We start from the raw sequence: 24,085 nt of genomic DNA on the forward strand, positions 1-24,085 counted from the left end.
GCTTGCGCCTGTTTCGGGCGCAAGCTGTTGCCTATTTCTCTGGCGCAAGCCGCGCCAGAAAATCGTCGCACCATCGTGTGACGTCGTGGGTTTTCAGAAAATCTATCATGCCGTTAAAGCGCTCCTCCCGCTCCTCCAATTGCATGGAGAGCGCACGCGCTATCGCATAGGCCACCGCTTCCGTGTCATAGGGATTGACCAGCACCGCGCCGTCCAGTTCCTGCGCAGCACCAGCAAAGCGTGACAGCACAAGCACACCCGGATCATCCGGGTCTTGCGCCGCGACATATTCCTTTGCCACGAGGTTCATGCCATCACGCAAAGGCGTGACCAGCCCCACCTTTGACAGGCGATAAAGCCCGGCCAGAACATCGCGGTTGAGAGACCGGTTGATATAGCGGATCGGCGTCCAGTCGAAGGTCGCATTGGCGCCATTGATGCGCCCGGCCATTTCCGCCACCTCCCGCTGCATCGCCTTATATTCCGGCACCTCGGTTCGCGACTTCGGCGTTACCTGCAAGAAGGTGACATTGCCGCGATTGACCGGATCGATTTTCATGAAATGCTCGAACGCTTCGAGCCGATAGGTAATCCCCTTGGAATAATCCAGCCTGTCGACGCCGATGATCAGATCGCGCCCGCTCATGCTGGCGCACATGCGCTTTACGGATGGGCTGTTCTGGGTCTTGCTGGCGATCTCGGCAAACATCTCCGTTTCGATACCGATGCCGAAACTGTCCACGCTGAAACTACGCCCGAACGCTTCGAAGCGGCGAGGTTCGATCTGTTTGCCGATCTTTTCGCGCCGCAAACCACTGATGAAATTCTCGACATCGTTTTCAGTCTGAAACCCGACGAGATCATAGGCCGTCAAGCCGCGAATGATCGCCTCATGCACCGGCAGCGTCAAAAGCAGATCAGCCGGTGGCCAGGGAATATGCATGAAAAAGCCGATGCGATTTTCTACACCGCAGCGCCGCAGCTCTTCGGCCAGCGGGATCAGGTGATAATCATGCACCCAGATGATGTCGTCCGGCTCAAGCAGCGGCAACAATTGCTGCGCGAACAACCGGTTGACACGAAAATAACCCGCCATGTCCTTACGGGTATAATCGATCAGGTCGAGCCGGTAATGACAAAGCGGCCACAACATTCGGTTGGCGAAGCCAGCGTAATATTCGTCAATATCTTTCTTTTGCAGGCTCAACAGCGCGTAGCTGATCGGCCCTACCTGCTTCGTTTCGAGCTGGTGTGTTTGCCTGCCGGATAGCGTTTCACCGGACCAGCCAAACCAGACCCCGCCGCGCACATTCAAAGCCGCCTGCAAGGCGACGGCCAATCCTCCCGCCGGTGCTTTCCCCTGCTTGTCCGGCAAGGGCACCCGGTTGGAAACCACGACAAGGCGTCCCACTCCACTCTCCTCTCAAAGTTAGAGCATTTCCAGCAAAAGTGCGTAGCGGTTTTGCGTAGGATAATGCGTAATAAAAAATAGCTAGAGCGGTTCCACGATTCCGTTTTCACCGGAACCGCTCTAGCTGTTTCCTGCAATCTCGATAATCCAGGCCCGAACAGCCGCCGGAGAGGATATTGTCTCCCCGGGCAGGTCGCGGATCGCGTCGCCGACCGCAACGCCCAACCCGCCCATATCCATCGCAGCGCGCAGCATCGGCACATCCGTCAGATCGTCGCCGAAAGCGATCGGACGACGACCGGCAAAGGCTGCACTCCGCATCAGACGGCGCAAGGCGGTACCCTTATCGCCATGGCGCGAACGCAGTTCGAAGACATATTTACCCGCCTGCACACGCCAGTCAGGACCGGCCAGCTTTTCCGCCGCGTCGATCAAGTCACGAGCGATATCTTCCTTCTCGGGTGCTGCCCTGAAATGGACGGCAATAGCATTGCCTTTATCCTCGACGAGAAGCCCGGCAATGCCTGCCTGCGTCTGACGAATGAAATCCTTGGCGCGCGCAAATTGTTCGCCCGGTTCCAGCATCTCGACATGCCCCGATGGAAGGCGGAACTCGGTTCCGTGCAATGCCGCAACAGCACCCGAATAAGAAGGGAAGCGCTCCGCCACAAATTCCAAGGGGCGTCCGGTAACAAGCGCCACGGCTCCGGACAAATGCTGGCGCAGTTTTTCCAGAGCGTCGACAAGCACGGGATCGACCACGACGCTGTCAGGCGTCGGCGCCAGATCCAGCAAGGTTCCGTCGATATCGAAGAAAAGCGCATATCCGGCATTATCCGCCGAGAGCGCCGCAAGCGAGGTGCTTTCTGAATTCGCTTTTGAAAGGTGCATGAATTTCAAACCCCTCACACAATGAAAGGTTCCCTATTTCATGCATTCAACAAAGCACAGCTAGAAAGTTGCGCTCAAGCCGTGCGCGGTGTTTTCCTTTTGAACAGCACTGCCGCCAGACCGAGGATCAGGGTTCCCGCGATAAACAGGAAGGCTGCGGCAGCAATTGCCGGGCTGATGTTTTCGCGGATCGTGGAAAACATCTGTCGCGCCAGCGTTCGCTGGTTTGGCCCGGCGACGAACAGCGTCAGCACCACCTCGTCCAGCGACGTGGCAAAAGCCAGCACTGCACCTGAAACCACGCCCGGCATGGCAAGCGGCAAAGTCACCCTGCGGAACACCGTCAGCGGCGATGCGCCAAGGCTTTCCGCTGCAAGTTCCACGCGTCGGTCAATACCTGCCAGCGCGCCGGTGACGCTCACCATCACGAACGGGATCGACACCACCGTATGCGCGACGATGACCCCAAAATAGGAATTCGCAATCCCCAGCCGCACGAACAGCAGTTGCATGCCGACGCCCATCACCACCGCAGGCACGACCATCGGTAGCAGAAACAGCGTGCGGATCGGACCCGACAGGAACAGCGCCCGATTGCGCAGGCCAAGCGCCGCCATGGTTCCGAGCACCGTCGCCAGCGCCATGGTACCAGTGCCGATGATCAGACTGTTGACGATGGCGCGTCGCCAGGCATCAGCCGTTGCCAGCTCTTCAAACCAGCGCATCGACCAGCTGGGCACCGGATAGGTGAGAAACACGCTTGAGGTGAATGCTAGCGGCAGGATGGCAAACAACGGCGCGACCAGAAATATGACCGCGGCGACGCCGAAGAGGATTTTGACAGAGCGCCCCATGGTCATGCCCTCCCCGGCTTTTCGTTGGTCAGGCGACCATAGACCGCGTAGAGCACCAGACAAACGACCAGCAGCACCATGCCCAGCGCGCCCGCCATGCCCCAATTGGCCGAGCCGGTTGCATAATAAGCGATGATCGAGCTGATCATCTGGTCGCTCGGACCGCCGATCAGCGCCGGAGTGATGTAATAGCCAATCGCGCTCATGAAAACGAGCAACATGCCGGACAGGATACCGCGCATACTGAGCGGCAGCAGAACCCGCAGAAACGCGCGCCATGGCGGTGCGCCCAGCGAGGCAGCGGCAGGCATCAGATTATTCGGGATGGACACCAGCACGCTGTAAATCGGCAAAACCATGAATGGCAAAAGCACATGCGTCATGGCGATGATCACGCCGGTCCGGTTGAAGATCAGCGGCAGCGGCCCGTTGGTAAGCCCGAGCCAGGTCAGCGTGTCGTTGATCAACCCCTTATCCTGCAACAGAATGAACCAAGCCGCCGTGCGCACCAGAAGCGACGTCCAGAGCGGCAGCAGTACCGCTGCAAACAAGGCGCTTTTCACCCAGCCCGTGGCCGAAGCCAGCAATACCGCATAGGGATAGCCGATAGCGGCGCAGGCTAATGTGACCAGCGCGGCGATCCAGAAGGTACGCAGCATGATGGCGCGATTGGCCGATGTGCCCGGCGCCATGGAAACAATCTCGCCGGAACTGTCGCGTTCCATATCCACAGCGGCCAGGAGATTTCGATCTGTGGTGGGGGACAGGGCATTGGCAATTGCGCGCCAATATTGAGGCTGGCTCCAGCGTTTATCAACGGCCTCAAGATCAAGCGCGGGATCGCCCTTCTCAATGGCCGAGATCGTCTTGCTCATCAGCGTGCGAAAACCCGACTGGGCGCTGTTCAAGCGCCGCACCATATCGCCGACAGCCTGCTGGTCGGTGGAGGTCTTGAGATCGGCAACCAACGCCTGCTTCATCTCCGGTGTCGGGCCGGATTGACCGTCCCATGCGCCGACCGCTTCTGCCGTTTGCGGCAGAACACGCAGCACCGCCGTATCAGAAATTGCCTGTTTCATCATCACGCCGAGCGGCCACAGGAAGAACAGCGCAATGAAGATCAAAAGCGGGGCGATGAGCAAAACGGAGCGCGTGCTCCTGGCGGAAAGTACCGTCATGCGACAATGGTCCAGCAATCAGCGGCATTGAAATGCGCCACCACATCGACACCCGGCTTCCACTCGCGCGCCTTGCGATCGAGACGGACAATGAAATTATGCGCCTTGTCATCCAGCTGGATGCGCAGATGGTCGCCCTGATAGACACTATCGGTAACGCGCGTGCTGAGACTGTTGTCCGCTTTGCCCTCGCCGCCCAGTTCTATCCGCTCCGGGCGGATTGAAAGCAACACGTTCTGCCCTGGCGTCAGCGCCCCCGATGAAGAGGCATTCAGCTCGGCGCCATTGTTGAGGCGGATCAACGTATTGGTTCCGTCGATACGCTCCACCTTGCCTTCGGCAAGATTGGTTTCGCCGATAAACTCCGCCACGAAACGGGTCTTGGGTTCGTCATAGATTTCGCGCGGTGAGCCGATCTGTTCAATCTGACCTTTGTTGAACACAGCAATGCGGTCCGACATGGTCAGAGCCTCGCTCTGGTCATGCGTCACGAAAACAATCGTCAAACCGAGACGGCTATGCAGGGCGCGGATGTCGAGCTGCATCTGTTCGCGCAATTGCTTGTCGAGCGCGCCGAGCGGTTCGTCCATCAGCACCACGCCCGGTTCGAAAACCAGTGCACGGGCCAGAGCCACACGCTGCTGCTGCCCGCCGGAGAGCTGCGATGGCTTGCGCTCGCGCATGGTGGAAAGCTGCACCATATCCAGCACTTTTCCGACCTTGTCGGAAATTTCCGCCTTGCCAAGCCCGCGCATCTGTAGCGGAAACGCGACATTCTCGCCAACACTCATATGCGGAAACAGCGCATAGTTCTGGAAGACGACACCCATATTGCGCTTATAGGACGGCACATCATTGATGGACTTTCCATCGACGATGAGCTTACCGCTACTCGGACTTTCAAAGCCTGCGAGCATCATTAGAAGCGTGGTTTTACCGGAGCCCGACGGCCCCAGAAGACTGACAAACTCCCCGCGTGCGATATCGAGGTTGAGCCCGTCTATGACTTTGAAATCGGCGTAGGATTTACTGATATTCTCAAATCGAATTCGATAGTCCGTCAATGAATCACTCCATTTGCCGGCAATCGGAATATCCCGTCCACCCGCCAGAGCGGTTCCGGTTTTAACGAAACGCTCCAGCTATTTGTTTTAACGGCAGACGGGACGGCGATAGGCGTTTTTCAGGCTACCCTTTTACTGCGCCAGCCAGGCGTTGAAGCGCTTCGTCAGCTCTTCCGAATTGTCGATCCAGAAATCGACATTGAGCGGAATGGCATCGGTCATGTTGGCTTCCGCGGTTGGCAGATCGCCTGCGAATTCCGCCGGAACTTTGCTGGCGGCTTCCTTGTTCGGAAGACCATAGGCGACAAATTTCGGCAGCTTGACCTGGTTTTCAGGCTCGCTTGTGAAAGCGATGAAATCCATGCCTGCGTCCTTGTTCTCGGCGTCCTTGAGGACAACCCAGCTATCGACGGCATAGATGCTGCCCGGCCATACCACCTTGAAATTCTTGCCTTCAGCGCGGTTGATGCCCGTGATACGGCCATTATAGGCCGAAGCCATCACGACTTCGTCGGATGCCAGCAGTTGAAGCGGCTGTGCGCCAGCTTCCCACCAAACGATATTCGGCTTCAGCTCATCGAGCTTCTTGAATGCACGGTCGACGCCTCCCGGCGTGCCCAGCACGTCATAGACTTCGTCCTTCTTGACGCCGTCTGCAAGCAGCGCGAATTCAAGCGTGTATTTTGCGCCCTTGCGCAACGAGCGCTTGCCAGGAAACTTCTTCACATCCCAGAAATCCGCCCAGGACTTGGGGCCATCCTTCAGCTTGTCGCCATTATAGGCGATGGCCGTTGACCAGACGATGGCGCCGACGCCGCAATCATTGACCGCGCTGTCGAGAAACTTGTCCTTGCCGCCAAGCTTGGCCCAGTCGATCTTTTCATAGAGACCGTCGGCACAGCCAAGCGCTAGTTCTTCGGCTTCCACCTGCACCACGTCCCAATTGGGTTTGCCAGCCTTCACCTTGGCCTGAATGACGCCATAGCCGCCGTCCCAGGATTCATCGAGCAGCGGCTTTCCGGTTTTTTCCGAAAACGGCTTGAAATAGATTTCTCGTTGCGCATCCTGATAGTTGCCGCCCCAGGAGACAACTGTCAGATCGCGCGCCGCAGCAGGCGCAACATGAAAACCGGTGACAGTTGCGAGAAGTGCACCGGCGAAGGCAAGGCGTGCCATTTTCATAATCTTATTTCCCCATTTGTTTCGACAGGTTTGTCCTGCCGTTGTTGTAATGGGGACCATGCTAGCCCGATCATTTGTTGCGGGCAATAAAGTATTCGCGGCACACTGCAAAAGTCGAATGCGCGGTGTGGCCTTAAAATAGCGACCGGGGAATATCCCGCTTAGATATCCCTTTGCTGCGGGTCTGCTTACGCCGCCGCAAGCAAAGCGTTTGCCCCCGTCTGCAGGTCAGCCTACACCTCAGCCGTCGGCTGGATCTTTCAAACTGAATCGAAAAGATGCCGCTTCTTATACCGCCAGATGTCTGGTGGCTCTCAGCATCAGCGTCCAGCCCCAGTCATTGGCTTCCAGCAGATCGCGAAGGCGATGCCCCATCACCGGCACAAGTGCATTGTTGAGTTTTTGCGATGTCAGGAAACGCCGGTAGCCGCGTTGCGCCATGGGCGTGATGGAACGCAACTGTTCTATCTTGAAAAAAGGCGACGCCAGCCCGGCCAGTTCTGTCCGGTCGACCCAACGGCGAACCTGTCCCGGACCAGGCGGCGCAACGCTGCAATGTTTTTGCAGCACGGGACGGTTTTGCGTCGCGAGCAGCAACATGCCGCCCGGAACCAGCAGATCGGCCAGCCGCTCCATGAAATGGGGCTGGTTCTCGACATGCGACAGCACTTCCAGACTAACAATCACGTCGAAGGATTGCGGCTCGAAGGACAGCGAGAAGAAATCGCCCGACACGAATTTGATTTCCGGCCAGCGCGCCTGCGCCCGTTGCAAAACCTCATCGGAAAGGTCGGTTCCCACCACGTCGCCAAACCGGGCCAGCTCTGGGCAGAGCCACCCCGCACCACAGCCGACTTCGAGGATTTTCAACCCGGTTCTGCCCGTGCGCGCCAGACTGTCGAGGACCATCTCCGCCTGCCGACGCGAGATTTCGTGCAGCTCCTTTTCGCGGGTCTGCGCGTTCCAGTCGTTCCAGAATTGACGTTGCTGTTCAGCTTCTATCTTCATGCATGCAGAATGCACAAACAGAGCTGCGAGGCATATCACCGTATAAGGCGGAGCCGCTACGCCTTTCGACGGAGCGGCATCCCCAACATAACTATAATTTCTGCGCGAGAATCTTGTCGATACGCCGACCGTCCATATCGACGATTTCAAACCGCCAATTGTCATATTCGAAACTGTCGCCAACGGAAGGCAGGTCGCCCAGTTGCAGTAGCGCAAAACCGGCAATCGTATGATAGCCGCGATCTTCCGGGACTTCTGTGAAACCGAGACGATGGAAGGCCTCATGGGCCGACATCAAGCCGTCGATCAGAAGCGACCCGTCCGTGCGTGTCACGATATCCGGCTCTTCGTCGTCAATATCCGGTATATCGCCCGCAATGGCTTCAAGCAGGTCCGACTGGGTGACGATACCTTCGAGGATGCCATATTCATCCACGACGACGACCAGCCGCACCGGGCTTTTCTTGAAGATTTCAAGCACGCGGAAAATCGGCGTCGCCTCATGAACCACGACAAGCTCCCGGATCGCCTTCAGCGGATTGACCGCATGACCATCGAGCACCTGATCAAGCAGATCTTTCTTGAGAACCATGCCGATGGGTTCGTCGATGCTTTGATGCGCGACCAGCAATTGTTCATGGCGACATTCGCGGACCGTCTTGAGCATCTGTTCCTGCGTGTCGTCGGCATCGACCCAGTCGATCTCACGCCGTGGCGTCATGATGTCGCCCACGCGACGGTCGCCGATGGTCAGCGCACGCGCCACCACCTCGCGCTGCGTCATTTCGATCAGGCCAGCCTGCTGGCTGGCCGCGACGAGCAGCTTGATCTCTTCCGGAGAATGCGTCGATCCCTCCCCGTTGCCCGGCTGCAAACCGCACACCCGCAGCACCAGATTTCCCAGTGCGTTGAGTGTGGAAATGGCGGGCCAGAATATAAAGGTGAAAGCACCGAGCGCACGGACCACAAACAGGGCCGTGCCTTCGCTACGCTGCAAGGCGAGGCTTTTGGGCGCAAGTTCGCCCAGCACAATATGCAGTGCCGTGATGATGATAAATGCAATCGCAACTGCGATGGCATGCGAACCGAAGCTCACCCATTCCGTCGGCAGCGCGCTCAAAGCCGGTTCGATGAGATGCGCAAGGGCGGGTTCACCGATCCAGCCGAGCGCGAGCGAGGAAATGGTGATACCGAGCTGCGTGGCCGCAAGATTGGCATCGAGATGATCCACTGCGCGCTGAAGAGCCGTAGCATTGGTCCGCTTGGCGGCGACGAGTTCCGCCACCCGACTTTTGCGGACAGCCACCAGTGAGAATTCAGCGGCAACGAAGAAGCCGTTGGCGGCCACCAGAAGAAGGACCGCCAGAATGCCAATAATATCCGCCCAATACATGCTCAATCCTTATCGCGGCGCCCTATCGCGGGTTGCGACTCTGTCTTAATTGAAAACACTATGCCTTAGGCTTGGGCGACGCTCAAGAAATGCTCGAGTTTTGCTGGCAAATCAATCAGGGCTTTAGTCGACCACCGTTACCACTGACGGTGCTTCACCAACCGCTCCGATGACACGCGCCGCCGGATAACCCGCGGAGTGGATTGTTGCGAGAATACGCTCTGCCGCATCTGGCGCACAGGAAACAAGCAGACCACCGGAGGTTTGCGGGTCAGTCAGCAATTGCTGCTTCCAGAGCGGCGTGTCGTCGGCAAGGTGCACTTCGTCGTCATAGCTCGCCCAGTTGCGGGTCGATGCGCCAGTGATAAAGCCCTCCTCTGCAAGGCGTGCAGCCTGACCCAAAAGCGGAAGTTCACTGTATCGAAGTGTGATGCCGACCTTCGATCCTCGCGCCATTTCAAGCGCATGACCGAGGATGCCGAAGCCTGTCACATCGGTGACGGCATGAACGGCCTCATCCTTGCCTAGTTCAGCGCCAACACGGTTCAGCAGAGTGACGGAGGCCATCATCTCATCGTAACCGGCGCTGTCGAGCACCTGCTTCTTGAAAGCGGCGGAATAAATGCCGACGCCAAGCCCCTTGGTCAAAATGAGCACGTCGCCCGGCTTGGCTCCACTGTTCTTGCGCAGATTGGAGAGCTTGCATGTGCCGATCACCGCCAGCCCGTAAATCGGCTCCGGCGTATCGATGGAATGGCCACCTGCCACCGGAATACCGGCTTCGGCGCAAATGCTGGAACCGCCTTTCAGAATATCACGGATCATTTCGGCAGGCATCTGGTTCACCGGCATGCCGAGGATCGCCAGCGCCATGATCGGCGTTCCACCCATAGCGTAAACATCGGATATGGCGTTGGTTGCAGCAATGCGCCCGAAATCGACAGGATCGTCCACCATCGGCATGAAGAAATCCGTCGTAGCGATCACGCAATTTTCGTCATCCAGCTGCCAGACCGCTGCATCGTCGCCGGTCTCAGTGCCGACAAGCAGTTGCTTGAAAGGCTGAATAGCGGGCTGGTCCGCGAGCAGATTTTGCAACACGGCAGGCGCCAGCTTGCAGCCGCAGCCGCCGCCATGCGCCAGCGTGCTGAGACGGATGGGCGATGCGATATCCATAATTCCTCCTGAGCCGAAAGCGGTTCGTTCGCGAGTGCAAACAGGAACCGCCCCGGCATGTTATTTCGTATCAGATCGAGATTTCGCGTGCCGTCATGCTATAACGGAAAGCATCCGCGTCGAGGCAATCGAGACGCGTGCTGGCCACTTCGGCTTGCGGGTACATCAGGAAGCCAAGCTCCCCACCCTTCGCGGATGGCAGATCAACGTCACTGCCGTCATTGAAGGCGATCCAGTTGCCTTCCCACGCGCCGAAGAGCTTCTGACGAACAGCAACGACACGCGGATCATCTGTTGTCAGCCCGTCCTTCTCCTCTTCAAGCATGACCTTTCGAACATCGGCAGGATCGGTCGCCACCCAGCCAACGCCGTCGAGATAGATTTCAGCACGGCAATGCTGCGACTTGGTGATGACCTCGTTCTTCGCGCCAAGGCTCTTGTAACCAAAGGCGGACGGTGCCACCCGCACCCCGTAAAGATCGCGGGCGGGTATGCCGGCTGAGCGTACCAGCGCCACGAAAAGCGGGTTGAGATCGGCGCATTTGCCGCCAAGATCACCGCTTTTCAGCATGGCCACGATATCGCCATCACCGCAGCCGCGTGTGGAGGCACGCCGATAGGTGTTAGCGACAACCCAATCATAGATGCGGCGCGCTTTGTCCTGATCGCGTGTGGCATCGCCGACGATCTTGTCGGCGGTTTCCCGAACGATGCCATCCACCGGTGCCAGCCGTGTTCCGGCCAGATACTTGGCGCGTTCTATCTGCGTCAGCGGTGCTGCAGCTGTCGGTGCTTCAAGGTTGCTCGCGCGGTCCCGGGTCGAGATGAGGCTGATGATTTCCGCTGACGGCGTTTCCTCGCCCGGCGCCCATTCGAGATAGAGAAGCCCTACCCCGCTATGCGGATCGCGATCGAGTTGGGCGACCTTGGCGTTGGTCGTCCAGCGATTGCCTTCCGGGCGGTTCCAGTCATCCGCCTGAAACCCTGCCAACGGCACCCATGCCCGGATGACATCCTTGGACGCGGTAGGATTGACGACGGTCTTGATTTCGAAGCTGCGCCAGTTCGACGGCTGCGGCGCAAAGGTGCCGTCAGCAGCGAAGGCAGGCGTCAAGGTTAAGCCCGGCATGGCGCTAAGGGCGGCGCAGGCCGCACCGGATTTCAGGAGTTCCCGACGATTCATGACGATCCCCTTAAATAGCCCCTTTTGGAGCCATGAGCTTTGTTTCTTGCGATTTTGCGGAGAAAGCGCTGCTGTTGCGCCTGACCGGAACGGTCAGCGCAGGCCAGGAATGATCCATGATCAAGGCCCCGAAACTCGGGAGCAGCGGAAGAAGTCACACGGGCAGTCTGCCGTGTTTGTAGAAGTCCGTCAATCAACGAACAAACAAGACAAAGTGTTCGTAAAGATTACATTCATGTATTAATACCTGACTGTGATAGTCATGTTATTTATAAATGCACTTTGTTGTTACACTTTTCGACCTTCGCTTCGGTTGACAACTGCAATTTATTGCGTTGAACTAACGACTTGAAAGTCAAGCCTGCCCGGCAACGTGCCTGCGACTATATCCCGGCACGTCGGTTCTGATCATCAGGGAGGTATCGCGCTATGAATGTGGAGCTCTCACGCCGCCAGTTTCTGGGCGGAACGGGAGCGGTGGTAGCGGCTTCGGCGCTCGGTTCTTTCGGCTTTGGTGCGGTGGAAACCGCCTATGCCGAGTCCATTCGCCCCTTCAAGCTGGCCAATACGACCGAAACCCGGAATACCTGCCCCTATTGCTCGGTAGCCTGTGGCATCATCCTTTATTCCAAGGGCGATGTGCGCAAGGGCGAGAAGGCTGACCTGATCCATGTCGAAGGCGATACGGATCACCCGACCAATCGCGGCACGCTGTGCCCGAAGGGTGCGGCGCTCAAGGATTTCGTCAAGGCGAATACCCGCCTGCAATATCCGATGGTGCGTGAACCCGGTTCTGGTGCGTTCAAGCGCATATCCTGGGACGATGCGCTGGATCGGATTGCGCGCCACCTCAAGGATGACCGCGACGCAAACTTCATCGCGAAGAATGAGGCGGGCGTCACCGTCAACCGCTGGACCTCGACGGGGTTCCTCGCCGCTTCCGCAACAACCAACGAAACAGCGTTTCTCACCTACAAGGTGGTGCGCAGTGCAGGCATAGTCGCATTCGATAATCAGGCTCGCGTCTGACACGGCCCGACGGTGGCGAGTCTCGCCCCATCATTTGGCCGTGGCGCAATGACCAACGCCTGGACAGACATCAAGAACACTGACCTCATCGTCGTCATGGGCGGCAATGCGGCGGAAGCGCACCCGTGCGGCTTCAAATGGGTGACGGAGGCCAAGGCCAACCGCGGCGCCCGGCTGATCGTCGTCGATCCGCGTTTCACGCGCACGGCATCGGTGGCGGATTATTACTCTCCAATCCGTCAAGGGTCGGATATCGCTTTCCTGCTCGGCGTCATCAACTATTGCATCCAGAACGATCACGTGCAGTGGGAATATGTGAAGCACTTCACCAATGCCAGCTACATCGTCAAGGATGGCTTTGAATATAAGGACGGGCTGTTTACCGGCTATGACGAGGAGAAGCGCGATTATGATCGCTCGAGCTGGGAATATGTGATCGGCGACGATGGCTATGCCGTCGTGGACGATACGTTGCAGCATCCGCGTTGCGTGTGGAACCTGCTGAAACAGCATGCCTCCATCTACACGCCCGAAATGGTCGAGCGCATCTGTGGCACACCGAAGGAGAAATTCCTGAAAGTGGCCGAGATGATCGGGGAATGCTCGTCGCCCACCAAGACTATGACATCCATGTATGCGCTTGGCTGGACGCAACATTCCAAGGGTGCGCAGAACATTCGCGGCATGGCGATGCTTCAGCTGATCCTCGGTAATATCGGGGTGCGGGGCGGCGGCATGAATGCGCTGCGCGGCCACTCCAATATTCAGGGGCTGACCGATATCGGCCTGATGTCCAACCTTTTGCCGGGCTATATGAATATCCCGGTGGAGAAAGAGATCGACCTCGACACCTATATGTCGACGCGCAGCTTCAAGCCTCTGCGTCCGAACCAGACGAGTTACTGGCAGAACTACAAGAAATTCTTCGTAAGCTTCCAGAAATCCATGTGGGGCAATGCAGCCACCGTGGAAAACGACTTCGCCTATGACTGGCTGCCGAAGCTCGACGTGCCGAATTATGACGTGTTGCGCATTTTCGACATGATGAACAATGGCAAGGTCAACGGCTATGTCTGTCAGGGCTTCAATCCGCTGATGGCGGTACCGAACCGCAACAAACTGACCGCGGCCCTGTCGAAGCTGAAGTTCCTCGTCACGATGGACCCGCTCGAAACGGAAACATCGCGCTTCTGGGAAAATCACGGCGAATATAACGATGTTGATACGGCGTCGATCCAAACGGAGGTCTTCCAGCTGCCATCCACCTGCTTTGCAGAGGATGAAGGCTCGCTGACCAATTCCGGCCGCTGGCTGCAATGGCACTGGCCGGGAGCAACACCGCCCGGCGAGGCGAAGACCGATAACTGGATCATGGCGCAGATTTATATGCGGCTGAAGGCGCTTTACAGTAAGGAAGGCGGCCCCTTCCCTGATCCAATTCTCAATCTGGTCTGGGATTACAAGGACCCGGAAGAACCGACCGCCGAAGAACTGGCGCAGGAGCTGAACGGTCGTGCGCTGACCACGCTGATGGACCCGACAGACCCGAGCAAGGTGGTTCTGGAGGCAGGGAAACTGCTGCCCGGTTTTGCCGCGCTGCGCGATGACGGCTCCACAACGTCGGGTTGCTGGGTTTATTCCGGCTGCTTCACCGAGGCGGGCAACAACATGGCCCGTCGCGACAATCACGATCCCGACGAGACCGGCGCCTATCTGAACTGGTCCTGGGCATGGCCCGCCAACCGTCGCATCCTCTATAACCGTGCTTCCGCCGATCTTGACGGCAAGGCGTGGGATCCGAGCCGCAAGCTCATTGAATGGGATGGGACGAAGTGGACAGGCTATGACGTGCCGGACATTGCGCCGACCGCCAAGCCGCATGAAGTCGGGCCGTTCATCATGAATGCAGAAGGCACATCGCGCCTGTTCTGCCGCGGCATGATGCGCGACGGTCCGTTCCCGGCCCATTACGAGCCGTTTGAGTCACCGCTGGCCAATGTGATTGCGCCGAATATTCGGGGCAATCCGGTGGCCCGCGTCTTCAACAACGACTTCAAGCAGTTCGCCGATACGGCATCCGAGGAGTTCCCTTATGCGGCAACCTCCTATCGCCTGACCGAACACTTCCACTACTGGACCAAGCATGTGCATGTGAATGCCGTGCTTCAGCCGGAATTCTTCGTGGAAATTTCGGAAGAACTGGCGAAGGAAAAGGGCATCGCCAAGGGTGACTGGGTGCGCGTCTGGTCGAAGCGCGGCTCGGTCAAGGCCAAGGCAGTGGTGACCAAACGCATCAAGCCGCTCATCTGCGACGGCAAGACGGTGCATGTGGTGGGCATTCCACTGCATTGGGGCTTCATGGGAGCTGCCCGCAAGGGCTTCGGTCCGAATTCGCTGACCCCGTTTGTCGGCGACGCAAACATCGAGACGCCGGAATTCAAGGCGTTTCTGGTCAATATCGAGCGCAGCAGCGCGCCTGTTGCTTAGAAGGGATTGAAGAATGTTTCCACCCGTTCCCAATCCTAACGTCCAGCCACAGGCCCCGCGCTTTGGTGACAATGATCTGATGCGACGGTCGGCGTCATCCGTGACGCCGCCAGCCGAACGCCAGACCGAAGTGGCCAAGCTGATCGACGTGTCGAAATGCATTGGCTGCAAGGCGTGCCAGTCGGCCTGTGCCGAATGGAACGATACGCATGAGGAGGTCGGCATCAATGTGGGGGTCTATGACAACCCGCATGATCTGACGCCGAACACCTTCACGCTGATGCGTTATACCGAGTGGGATAATCCCGATACCGGTAATCTGGAATGGCTGATCCGCAAGGATGGCTGCATGCATTGTGAAGACCCCGGCTGCCTCAAGGCCTGCCCGGCGCCGGGCGCCATCGTGCAGTATTCCAACGGCATCGTCGATTTCATCCACGATAACTGCATTGGCTGCGGCTATTGCATCAAGGGCTGTCCGTTCAACATCCCCCGTGTCTCGGAAGTGACCCACAAGGCCTATAAATGCACGCTGTGCTCCGACCGCATTGCGGTTGGACAAGGCCCTGCCTGCGCAAAAGCATGCCCGACCCAGGCCATCGTCTATGGAACCAAGGACGAGATGAAGGAATGGGCCGATGGGCGCATTAAGGATCTGAAATCCCGCGGCTTTGAAAACGCCGGGCTCTATGATCCGCCGGGAGTCGGCGGCACACACGTCATGTATGTGCTGCACCACGCCGACAAACCGGAAATTTACGCCAACTTGCCGAACAACCCGCGCATCAGCCCGGTTGTCGAAGTCTGGAAAGGCGTATCCAAATATGCGGGCATGGCGGTCATGGGACTGGCCGCAACCGCTGGCTTCCTGCACTATATTATCAAAGGTCCGAACGTCGTGACCGAACATGACGAGGAAGAGGCCGAAAAGCTCACGGGAGAAAAAAGCTCATGAGCAAGACCGACTTTGACGATGTTTCCGCCAGCGACGACATAGAACCGGGCAAGCCGGTGCGGGTACACCGCTATTCCGGCAGCGCGCGCATCAATCACTGGATTACCGCCATCAGCCTTGTGCTGCTGGCGCTGTCTGGACTTGCCATGTTCCACCCCTGGCTGTTTTTCCTGTCCGGTCTTTTTGGCGGCGGGCAATGGACACGCACCCTCCATCCATGGATCGGCGTGGTGCTGTTCTTCAGCTTCTTTGGTCTATTCGTGCGTTTCTGGAGCGCCAATCTTTGGAAGCGCGAAGACACACGCTGGCTCGGCCAGGTTAATGACGTGATCGCGGGCGATGAGGAAAAACTGCCCGAAGTCGGCAAATATAATGCCGGGCAGAAGCTGGTTTTCTGGTCGATGTCACTGCTGATCATCATCCTGATCGTTTCGGGTCTCGCCATCTGGAACGAATATTTCGGCTCCATCGTCAGCATCAACCAGCAGCGCTGGGCGCTACTTGTCCACTCGATGGCCGCTGTCGTCGCCATCTGCGTCTGGATCGTGCATGTCTACGCCGCAATATGGATCAGAGGCACATTCAGCGCCATGACACGCGGCACGGTGACCGGCGGCTGGGCATGGCGCCACCATCGCAAATGGCTGCGCGAGCTGAACGCCAAGCGAAAGGTCAAACCAACAAGCGGCAAACCGGCTGCATAATTTTGCGCTCGCCGGGTTGAAAAATCTGGCGAGCGACCAAGAATAAATATGATTGCAGTGGTCCACGTGGCCCGGCGGGTTCGTGAGGGAGTAGAATGGCAGGCAAGACAGATCTGGCGCCGGACCCAACGGCGATTGGCGAGGTATCGTCTCCACCCTTTGTGCGATTGCCCGATCCTGACGACCTGTTTTCCCGAAGAGCCACGCGCCTGCGGCTGTTGGGGTCTGTGAGTCCGCTCAGACCCTATCTCGAATTTGTCGCCGATCTGAGCGACGCTCAATCAGCCGTTCAGAACGAGCTAGGTCCAGCGACACAATCAGACACCACTCAACTGCCGGAAATGCCCTGCATTGACCGCGATGCGGCGGCATCGGACGGCACCCTGAATTCAATCTTCGACAAGCTGTTTGATCACGCCCGCAATATCGCCAAACCGCAGGATGCCGCCGATGCTTTGGAGCGGGTGATTGCCGCCAGCGCTGCGGAGCGCCGCCGCATGATCGATGCGGTCTTCACCGGCATGCTGCCGCCGGATGCAATTGCCGAACATATCTATATCTGGGCCGGTCTCCAGTTGCATTTCACACGGCTGGCATCCGCACTCAATCCAAAAGCCGTGAAGCCTGTTGCAGACGGGGTCTGCCCCGCTTGCGGCAGCATGCCGTCGAGTTCAATCGTCGTTGGCTGGAAAGGTGCGCATGGCGCACGCTTTTGTTCCTGCTCGGTCTGCAACACGCTCTGGCACTATGTCCGCATCAAATGCACCTGCTGCGGCTCTACCAAAGGGGTCGGCTATAAAGAGGTCGAAGACGGCGGCGGTGTCATCAAGGCGGAAACCTGTGACGAATGCGGAAGCTGGACCAAGATCATCTACCAGCAGCAATCCTCTGATGCAGACCCGATGACCGACGATGTGGCAAGCCTCGGCCTCGATATGTTGATGCGCGAAACGCCCTATCGGCGCGGCGGCTTTGCCGCCCTGCTTGCAGGATTGTGAGGGGCCATGGATCAGACCCGGTCTCACCTGCGACAATTGCCTTCCGTCGATGCTCTTCTGCAAATGCGGGAACTTGGCTCCACGCTCGAACGGTTCGGTCGTCCGGCATTGACCGAAGCCATCCGCACGGTCCTGACCGACGTTCGCGAAGCCGTGAAATCCGGCGCTGCGCCGTCCAGCAGCGCAGTGATTGCCACACGAGCCATTGATCTGCTTGAAGCCTCAGGGCAATCGAGCCTGCGCCCGTTGTTCAATCTGACGGGAACGGTTCTGCACACCAATCTCGGTCGCGCCATTCTGGCCGAAGCGGCAATCGAGGCTGCGACGGCAGCCATGCGCGAAGCCGTTTCGCTGGAGTTCGATCTTTCAACCGGCGCGCGCGGTGAACGCGATGATCATCTGCGCGCACTCGTCTGCGAACTGACTGGCGCGGAAGACGCAACCATCGTCAACAACAATGCCGCTGCCGTGCTGCTGGTGCTGAATAGCCTTGCCGCAGGCAAGGAGTCGGTCGTTTCACGCGGCGAGCTGATCGAGATCGGCGGTGCATTCCGCATGCCCGATATCATGACCCGCGCAGGCACCAGACTGGTGGAGATTGGCACCACAAACCGCACTCATCCACGTGACTATGAAGGTGCTATCGGGCCGGATACCGGGCTGATATTGAAGGTCCATACTTCCAATTATCGCATTGAAGGGTTTACGTGCGAGGTATCGGCTACAGAGCTTGCCGCAATCGCCAAGTCTCGCGGCGTACCGCTGGTCAACGACCTAGGGTCCGGCACACTCGCCGATCTGACGGCTTTCGGTCTGGCGCATGAACCGACCGTGCGCGAAGCCGTTGCCGAAGGGGCCGATGTCATCACCTTCTCCGGCGACAAGCTACTGGGCGGACCGCAAGCCGGGTTCATCGTCGGGCGGCGCGATCTGATCGCCCGCATCAACAAAAATCCGATGAAACGCGCTCTTCGCGTCGACAAAATCCGGTTAGCCGCGCTGGAGGCAACGCTGAAGCTCTATCGCAACCCCGAAAGACTGGCCGAAAAGCTGCCAACACTCCGCTATCTGGCGCGATCGAAAAGCGACATCGCCAATCAAGCCATCCGATTGCAGCCTGAGCTGCAAACAGTGCTCGGCGCTGCCTTTGATGTGACCGTAACCGATTGTGCCAGCCAGATTGGCTCCGGTGCTTTGCCATTATCGACCGTTCCAAGTGCCGGATTGTCCATCGTCCCGAAAGACGGCAGTGGCTCCGCGCTCACCGCTTTGGCCACCGCGCTACGGCAATTGCCGCTGCCGGTGATCGGTCGCATTGAAAAAGGTGCTTTCATTCTCGATCTGCGCTGCCTCGATGATGAAGGCCGCTTCGTCAGGAATCTGGCTTCCTATGCGGCTCACTGATCTTTTCTCCCGCAAGCCGAAACAGGACAGCGACGCGCAGTCACTGGAACAGGCGCTTGTCGCCGCAAAATCGGGGGACTACGCCACCGCTCTGTCACTATGGGAACCGCTGGCGCGCAAGGGCAATGCGCGCGCCCAGAACAATATCGGCGCCTGTTTTGCAGGCGGCATGGGCGTCGAAAGAAACATCGATCTCGCACAGCAATGGCTGGCCTTATCGGCTAAGGCTGGCGACGCCTCCGGCCAGCGCAATCTCGCCTCACTTCTCTTCAAGGGCGAGGACATTGACCCAGATTATTCGGAAGCGGCAAGGCTTTATCGTCTGGCTGCCGAACAGGGCGACCCGCAAGCACAGGACATGTTGAGCTGGATGCTGCTGGAAGGCGACACCGTTGCTGCCAACCCGGTGGAAGCACGCGAATGGGCTCAGAAGGCAGCCGAGGGCGGCGTTGCCGCCGCCATGACGCGGCTAGGTATGATCTATCATAACGCGGTCGGTGTGCCGCGCGATCCAGCACAGGCCGTGTTCTGGTGGCGAAAGGCGGCAGGCGCTGGTGATGCCGATGGCGAGGCAATGCTCGGCGCAGCATTGCATCTCGGTATGGGTGTGGAGCGCGATGCTTTGGCGGCTTACGAACATTTGTTGCGCGCCCGATCCGAAGGCAGCGCCCTTGCCGATTCCTTCCTGCAAGCAGCTCGCGATCAGCTGGATGATGACGAACGCCGGACAGCCGAGGCAAGAGCTGGCGGGAAACACCGCCCATGATTATCGGCACGGCGGGACATATCGATCACGGTAAGACGTCCCTCGTGCGTGCGCTGACGAAAGTCGACACCGACCGGCTCAAGGAAGAAAAAGCACGCGGAATTTCCATCGATCTTGGCTTTGCCTATCTCCCCCTGACAGGCAACGAACAGGAAATTCTCGGCTTCGTCGATGTGCCGGGGCACGAAAAATTCGTGCATACCATGCTGGCAGGTGCGGCCAGCATCGACTTCGTTCTGCTGGTTGTCGCGGCAGACGATGGCATCATGCCGCAAACACGCGAGCATCTGGCTATCGTCAGTCTGCTCGGGATCAATCGCGGCATCGTTGTGATCACGAAAAGCGATCTCGTTGACGCTGCTCGTCTGGTCGAGGTGGAGACGGATATCCGCAATGCGCTGGCCTCAACCGTGCTTGCCGATGCGGCCATATTGCAGGTGTCTACCATCACTGGCGTAGGGCTGGACCGGCTTAAAGCGGCCCTCGAAAGCGAGACTTACAACTTCCCGCACCGCCGCACCGATGGACGCTTTCGGCTCGCCGTGGACCGCTCCTTCACCATTCAGGGCGCGGGGACCGTGGTGACTGGCACGGTCCTTTCCGGCACTGTCAGAATTGGCGATCAGCTGACCATCAGCCCTTCGGGCAAGCAGGTGCGCGTGCGCACAATCCATGCGCAGAACCGGCCAAGCGAAACTGCACAGGCAGGCGACCGTTGCGCGCTCAATCTGGCAGGCGATGGTATTTCCAAGGAGGCTGTCAGCCGCGGTGACATGGTGTTGTCGCCCGAACTGCACATGCCGACAGACCGCATCGACACCTCTCTTTCAATCCTGCCATCGGAACGCAAGCCGATAGACCAGTGGTTTCCGGTGCGGCTGCACCATGCATCGGCGGAAGTGGGTGCGCGCATCGTGCTGTTGCAGGACAATGACCTCGCGCCGGGCACTCAAGCGCGCGTGCAACTGGTGCTGGATCGCCCGATTGCAGCCGCGTCAGGTGAGCGTTTTGTCATTCGCGATGTTTCCGCGCAGCGAACAATCGGCGGCGGTCGCTTTCTCGACCTGCGCCCGCCGCAGCGCAAGCGCCGCAGCCCCGAGCGGGTGGCGCAACTTGACGCTTATGCCATTGATGATCCGGTAGAAGCGGCACGGGCACTGTTGTCCGTCGACCCGTTTTATCTGGATGCAACCGCTTTCCTGCGTGACCGCGCTTTGGCCGATGAGCCGCACGCACTGGCACTGGCACTCAATGCGACGGTTCTGCCGCAGGGCCAGTCGCAATTGCTGCTGCTGCCAGAGCGCTGGAATGCGTTGCGCAGCGACATTCTGGAGCGGCTTGGCAATTTCCATGATGAGAACCCCAACCTGATTGGTATGGGGGTGGAAAGGCTGCGCCTGCTTTTGAAGCCACGTCTGCCTGCGAGCGCCTTCCGAGCGGCAATAGCCGCGCTAACAGACGCGCAACGGGTGACGCTCGATGGCGCATGGCTTCGTCTTACCGATCATGAAGTGACCATGAGCGACGCCGACACGGCACTGTGGGAGCGGATCGCGCCGATGCTTGGCGGCGAAGCGCGCTTTCGCCCGCCGCGCGTGCGCGATATTGCCGGTTTGCTTGATGAGAAAGAGGAAGAAATCCGTCGCATTCTCAAACTCGGCGGACGGATGGGACGTGTGCATGAAGTTGCGCATGATCACTTTTTTCAGCGAAGCACGATTGCCGAGATGATCGCGATACTTTCGGTAATGGATGCGGAGTTCGACAGCGGCTGGTTTATCGCGGCGCGCTTTCGTGACCGTGTGGACAGTGGCCGCAAGGTGGCCATCCAAATTCTTGAATTCTTTGATCGAAACAGCGTCACGATCCGACGCGGAGATTTGCGTCGGCTAAACCGGCGCAAGCTGGACTTGTTCGGCGATTTCACGCAGAGTGAACCAGCTGCAAGTACGCGCTAAATAGTGGAAGAGACGCGTCCCTGGTGGGGCGTCCGGACTTCAAATTCTAACGCTCACGTCTGCCGCTGTATTCATTGATCCTCGAAAATCCCGAATTGTCGGCTATAGCGGCAGGCGCTTTCCTTATCTGTATGCATCAATATTGGATCGTGCTACCGAGTTGGGTAGCAAAATGGTAGCAGCACGTTCTTCCTCTGTTCCAACCCGCTACCTTCTTCATCTTCCGCATCTCCCGCATCAAAATGAGGACCTAGATTTGGTACGTTGACGCTAGACCAGACCGCGAGGCAAATAACTGCTATCTGCCGCTAACTTGTACAGTCGAGGATTTTGAGTGCGAATTTTCTCTGCATGATCTTTAACCTTATCCGGGTAGAGCCGTCGCCTCTCGCGACGGTACTCAACCATGTATTTCTGACGCTCTTCAGCGTGGCCTTCTCCATGCGATCCGATACAATCGGTAATCTTCTTTCTTTGGACGATGTAGGCTTCTTCTACTGCCATAGCCTCTGCTGGTTCCATCTGGCGAAATTCTTTAGTCTTGTATTTTGGTAAATGCGCATTTCAGTTTCTCCTCTGAAATGCGCCCGGCACAAAATACGAGGGAAGCGTACCGATAAAAGAACAAATGAAGTTATATTTTGTTCAACGATCCACCGCACTCTACATTTTAAATGAAGATTATAAGTTCGTAGACGTGAAGATAGGTTGACGACTCAACGATCCTTTGAATACGAATATCAAAAGTACGAGGGGGGCGTTTCTTGATTACGGTTGATATTCGAACGAAAATAATTCCCAATGACGCACGTGTGTACGTCATTAGGCCGGGTGCCTATTACCGTCTTTTCGATCAATTCATTGATAAAAGTTTTGTCGGTGTAGAATTACCGAAACTCGCTCTACCTTCGTTTTCGGAGTTTAGCGAACTGAACGACGTCGGTGAGCGCATTTTGCGCTCAATCGCGTTGCGTAAATGGTTCGCTGCGGGGCAACCACTCGGTGAGTATCCTCCTCAAGAGCTTGAGTTTTACTCGGCTCTAGAATTGGACCATGCCGGTGGGCAGTTTTTGCGTTTTGTAAAAGCCTTTTTTCAAGAGATCCGCAAAGGAGATGTGGTGGTAATGCCGCCACGTTCCTTTAAAAAAGATGCAATAATCGGTGAGTTCACGGATGAGCCGAATGAAGTGGTATCTTTCGCAAGTCCGGTTTACCCTAATCATCCGTTGAACGGGCGCAACGTAAAGTGGCTTGCTCGGCTCCCCAAAAGTGAGCTTCCAGCGCAAACATTGGATCGCCTCCAAAAGCCATCAGTGGTCTTCTTATTGGAGCGAAGTGCTTGGCCGAAAATTTTCCGGACTTGTTACGGGGCTTATTCCACTGACAGCGAATACAGTGCGGAGTTCCGAATAACTGAGGAACAATTTCAAGCTTCCGACGATTTCCTCATTCAAGCCTTTTTCAACTTCGTTACCGCGAATACCGAAAAGCTCAGAAGAAACGATGAAAATCTTTCAGGTTTGAGGGACGCAGCTTTTCAAAACGTGCGCGATTTCTCTCCCAGCTTGTATACGAACGTGAACTCGCCGGGTTCTATTGCATTGAAATCCGGTTATATAACTCCTATAGTTATAGCGGTCATGTTGACCTTGGCTGTGACGGTTGGCGCAGAAGCTGTCAATGCTGCAGAAAGTGACACTATTACATTTGGCAATTCGCTTTCGGCAGACGATGCCTGCACAGCTAAGGTGAAGAAACAAGTGGTAAACCAACTGCGCCTCTTGGGCTTTGACAGATGGTCAGAAGCCTGTAACAAAATTAGAGAAGCGGCTGAGAACACTGGTATAAAGACAAACACCCTAGTGCAAACCGAAAAATGAAGAACGTTTTTGAGTCCTTGAAACGCCATTTTTGGATTGCGACGACCCTTATAGGGTTCGCCGGAGGCTTTTTAACGAACTATTATCTTCAATATCGAAGCAATTTGATTGACGGATTGCGTCAAAATTACGCGATATTCCAGAGCTCCCAAAAAGAAATAGACCAAACCCTGAAAAGCTTAGCAGATGTTGCAGCGGGAAAGTCACAAGATAAGCCAGTATCCTTGAGCCAATTTCGTGTGCAATTATTGGAGGGGGTTAAATCCGCCACTGATCTCTCCAGAAGAGTCGGAGCAAATGGCACGACCCTAGATTATTTCGAAGTTGCTTCAGTAAACCTAGCAAATGCGGCCGAAGATTTTACCGGACCAAAAGATGCAAAAAAGTTGGTCGAAGCTGCCAGTGATTATTATTTTGCGCGGCAAATGCTATCTAATGCGGTAATAAAAGAAGATACAAAGTTTCTCTGGTAGAGTTTCCACTACCACTAAACCCCGCTTCGGCGAGGCTTTCTTTTATGTAGCCGTTCGTCTTACGCTGCCATGTTTGCGGCTAGAAAAACAA

At 57.2% G+C, this 24,085-nt stretch carries 20 protein-coding genes; 9 read left to right on the top strand and 11 right to left on the bottom strand.

What is annotated here, in order from left to right; all coding sequences use genetic code 11:
- Positions 1–31: 31 nt before the first annotated feature.
- From otsA to FHW00_RS08610, 10 genes are all read right to left on the bottom strand, one after another.
- Positions 32–1,411, bottom strand: a complete 1,380-nt coding sequence (gene otsA, locus FHW00_RS08565) for an alpha,alpha-trehalose-phosphate synthase (UDP-forming) (protein WP_078338344.1) — start codon at positions 1,409–1,411, stop codon at positions 32–34.
- A gap of 120 nt (positions 1,412–1,531) precedes the next feature.
- Positions 1,532–2,302 carry a trehalose-phosphatase gene (otsB, locus tag FHW00_RS08570; protein WP_078338343.1) on the bottom strand — a complete coding sequence of 257 codons (771 nt, stop codon included), beginning with the start codon at positions 2,300–2,302 and terminating at the stop codon, positions 1,532–1,534.
- Positions 2,303–2,376: 74 nt separating this feature from the next.
- A complete protein-coding gene (locus tag FHW00_RS08575) occupies positions 2,377–3,156 on the bottom strand; it encodes an ABC transporter permease (RefSeq protein WP_078338342.1) in 780 nt (259 codons plus the stop codon).
- Between the two features lie 2 nt (positions 3,157–3,158).
- Complete coding sequence (locus FHW00_RS08580) at positions 3,159–4,334, bottom strand: ABC transporter permease (protein ID WP_078338341.1); 1,176 nt, start codon at positions 4,332–4,334, stop codon at positions 3,159–3,161.
- On the bottom strand, positions 4,331–5,398 hold the full coding sequence (locus tag FHW00_RS08585) for an ABC transporter ATP-binding protein (protein WP_078338340.1): 1,068 nt from the start codon (positions 5,396–5,398) through the stop codon (positions 4,331–4,333). The genes FHW00_RS08580 and FHW00_RS08585 overlap by 4 nt, the downstream gene beginning before the upstream one ends.
- Positions 5,399–5,530: 132 nt before the next feature.
- The gene (locus FHW00_RS08590; protein ID WP_078338339.1) at positions 5,531–6,580 is read right to left on the bottom strand and encodes an ABC transporter substrate-binding protein; all 1,050 of its coding nucleotides are present in this window, start codon (positions 6,578–6,580) and stop codon (positions 5,531–5,533) included.
- A 288-nt stretch (positions 6,581–6,868) separates the two neighbouring features.
- Positions 6,869–7,588 (bottom strand): class I SAM-dependent methyltransferase, encoded by a 720-nt coding sequence (locus tag FHW00_RS08595; protein WP_078338338.1) that lies wholly within the window; start codon positions 7,586–7,588, stop codon positions 6,869–6,871.
- A gap of 91 nt (positions 7,589–7,679) precedes the next feature.
- Complete coding sequence (locus tag FHW00_RS08600; RefSeq protein ID WP_078338337.1) at positions 7,680–8,981, bottom strand: hemolysin family protein; 1,302 nt, start codon at positions 8,979–8,981, stop codon at positions 7,680–7,682.
- Between the two features lie 123 nt (positions 8,982–9,104).
- Positions 9,105–10,157 carry a selenide, water dikinase SelD gene (gene selD, locus FHW00_RS08605; protein ID WP_078338336.1) on the bottom strand — a complete coding sequence of 351 codons (1,053 nt, stop codon included), beginning with the start codon at positions 10,155–10,157 and terminating at the stop codon, positions 9,105–9,107.
- Positions 10,158–10,227: 70 nt separating this feature from the next.
- Entirely contained in the window at positions 10,228–11,340 is a 1,113-nt protein-coding gene (locus FHW00_RS08610; RefSeq protein ID WP_078338335.1) for a transglutaminase-like domain-containing protein, read from the bottom strand.
- Positions 11,341–11,769: 429 nt separating this feature from the next.
- Here FHW00_RS08610 and fdnG point away from each other — a divergent pair, with 429 nt between their 5' ends.
- From fdnG to selB, 7 genes are all read left to right on the top strand, one after another.
- Positions 11,770–14,856, top strand: a complete 3,087-nt coding sequence (fdnG, locus tag FHW00_RS08615; protein WP_078338334.1) for a formate dehydrogenase-N subunit alpha — start codon at positions 11,770–11,772, stop codon at positions 14,854–14,856.
- 13 nt (positions 14,857–14,869) lie between these two features.
- Complete coding sequence (fdxH, locus tag FHW00_RS08620) at positions 14,870–15,811, top strand: formate dehydrogenase subunit beta (RefSeq protein ID WP_078338333.1); 942 nt, start codon at positions 14,870–14,872, stop codon at positions 15,809–15,811.
- Positions 15,808–16,515, top strand: a complete 708-nt coding sequence (locus FHW00_RS08625) for a formate dehydrogenase subunit gamma (RefSeq protein ID WP_078338332.1) — start codon at positions 15,808–15,810, stop codon at positions 16,513–16,515. The genes fdxH and FHW00_RS08625 overlap by 4 nt, the downstream gene beginning before the upstream one ends.
- Before the next feature lie 95 nt (positions 16,516–16,610).
- Positions 16,611–17,513 carry a formate dehydrogenase accessory protein FdhE gene (gene fdhE / locus FHW00_RS08630; RefSeq protein WP_078338331.1) on the top strand — a complete coding sequence of 301 codons (903 nt, stop codon included), beginning with the start codon at positions 16,611–16,613 and terminating at the stop codon, positions 17,511–17,513.
- 6 nt (positions 17,514–17,519) lie between these two features.
- Positions 17,520–18,917: an L-seryl-tRNA(Sec) selenium transferase gene (gene selA, locus FHW00_RS08635; protein ID WP_078338330.1), complete on the top strand. Its 1,398-nt coding sequence runs from the start codon at positions 17,520–17,522 to the stop codon at positions 18,915–18,917.
- A complete protein-coding gene (locus FHW00_RS08640) occupies positions 18,904–19,683 on the top strand; it encodes a tetratricopeptide repeat protein (protein WP_078338329.1) in 780 nt (259 codons plus the stop codon). Before selA ends, FHW00_RS08640 begins: the two co-directional genes overlap by 14 nt.
- The gene (selB, locus tag FHW00_RS08645) at positions 19,680–21,641 is read left to right on the top strand and encodes a selenocysteine-specific translation elongation factor (RefSeq protein WP_078338328.1); all 1,962 of its coding nucleotides are present in this window, start codon (positions 19,680–19,682) and stop codon (positions 21,639–21,641) included. The genes FHW00_RS08640 and selB overlap by 4 nt, the downstream gene beginning before the upstream one ends.
- A gap of 270 nt (positions 21,642–21,911) precedes the next feature.
- Here selB and FHW00_RS08650 read toward each other — a convergent pair whose 3' ends face one another.
- A complete protein-coding gene (locus FHW00_RS08650; RefSeq protein ID WP_078338327.1) occupies positions 21,912–22,145 on the bottom strand; it encodes a hypothetical protein in 234 nt (77 codons plus the stop codon).
- 260 nt (positions 22,146–22,405) lie between these two features.
- On the opposite strand from FHW00_RS08650, the gene FHW00_RS08655 reads away from it, so the two are divergent.
- Together FHW00_RS08655 and FHW00_RS08660 are read left to right on the top strand one after the other, a co-directional pair.
- On the top strand, positions 22,406–23,521 hold the full coding sequence (locus FHW00_RS08655; protein WP_078338326.1) for a hypothetical protein: 1,116 nt from the start codon (positions 22,406–22,408) through the stop codon (positions 23,519–23,521).
- A complete protein-coding gene (locus tag FHW00_RS08660) occupies positions 23,518–23,994 on the top strand; it encodes a hypothetical protein (RefSeq protein WP_078338325.1) in 477 nt (158 codons plus the stop codon). Before FHW00_RS08655 ends, FHW00_RS08660 begins: the two co-directional genes overlap by 4 nt.
- Positions 23,995–24,085 lie beyond the last annotated feature (91 nt).

It is taken from the genome of Ochrobactrum sp. P6BSIII, assembly GCF_014138065.1.
In the GTDB taxonomy this organism is placed as follows: Bacteria; Pseudomonadota; Alphaproteobacteria; order Rhizobiales; family Rhizobiaceae; genus Brucella.

What these genes read in the sequence shown, in the direction of transcription:
- otsB (WP_078338343.1), bottom strand. Translation starts at nt 2,302, where the DNA reads ATGCACCTTTCAAAAGCGAATTCAGAAAGCACCTCGCTTGCGGCGCTC.
- FHW00_RS08575 (WP_078338342.1), bottom strand. Translation starts at nt 3,156, where the DNA reads ATGGGGCGCTCTGTCAAAATCCTCTTCGGCGTCGCCGCGGTCATATTT.
- FHW00_RS08580 (WP_078338341.1), bottom strand. Translation starts at nt 4,334, where the DNA reads ATGACGGTACTTTCCGCCAGGAGCACGCGCTCCGTTTTGCTCATCGCC.
- FHW00_RS08590 (WP_078338339.1), bottom strand. Translation starts at nt 6,580, where the DNA reads ATGAAAATGGCACGCCTTGCCTTCGCCGGTGCACTTCTCGCAACTGTC.
- FHW00_RS08595 (WP_078338338.1), bottom strand. Translation starts at nt 7,588, where the DNA reads ATGAAGATAGAAGCTGAACAGCAACGTCAATTCTGGAACGACTGGAAC.
- FHW00_RS08600 (WP_078338337.1), bottom strand. Translation starts at nt 8,981, where the DNA reads ATGTATTGGGCGGATATTATTGGCATTCTGGCGGTCCTTCTTCTGGTG.
- selD (WP_078338336.1), bottom strand. Translation starts at nt 10,157, where the DNA reads ATGGATATCGCATCGCCCATCCGTCTCAGCACGCTGGCGCATGGCGGC.
- FHW00_RS08610 (WP_078338335.1), bottom strand. Translation starts at nt 11,340, where the DNA reads ATGAATCGTCGGGAACTCCTGAAATCCGGTGCGGCCTGCGCCGCCCTT.
- fdxH (WP_078338333.1), top strand. Translation starts at nt 14,870, where the DNA reads ATGTTTCCACCCGTTCCCAATCCTAACGTCCAGCCACAGGCCCCGCGC.
- FHW00_RS08625 (WP_078338332.1), top strand. Translation starts at nt 15,808, where the DNA reads ATGAGCAAGACCGACTTTGACGATGTTTCCGCCAGCGACGACATAGAA.
- fdhE (WP_078338331.1), top strand. Translation starts at nt 16,611, where the DNA reads ATGGCAGGCAAGACAGATCTGGCGCCGGACCCAACGGCGATTGGCGAG.
- selA (WP_078338330.1), top strand. Translation starts at nt 17,520, where the DNA reads ATGGATCAGACCCGGTCTCACCTGCGACAATTGCCTTCCGTCGATGCT.
- FHW00_RS08640 (WP_078338329.1), top strand. Translation starts at nt 18,904, where the DNA reads ATGCGGCTCACTGATCTTTTCTCCCGCAAGCCGAAACAGGACAGCGAC.
- selB (WP_078338328.1), top strand. Translation starts at nt 19,680, where the DNA reads ATGATTATCGGCACGGCGGGACATATCGATCACGGTAAGACGTCCCTC.
- FHW00_RS08650 (WP_078338327.1), bottom strand. Translation starts at nt 22,145, where the DNA reads ATGGCAGTAGAAGAAGCCTACATCGTCCAAAGAAAGAAGATTACCGAT.
- FHW00_RS08660 (WP_078338325.1), top strand. Translation starts at nt 23,518, where the DNA reads ATGAAGAACGTTTTTGAGTCCTTGAAACGCCATTTTTGGATTGCGACG.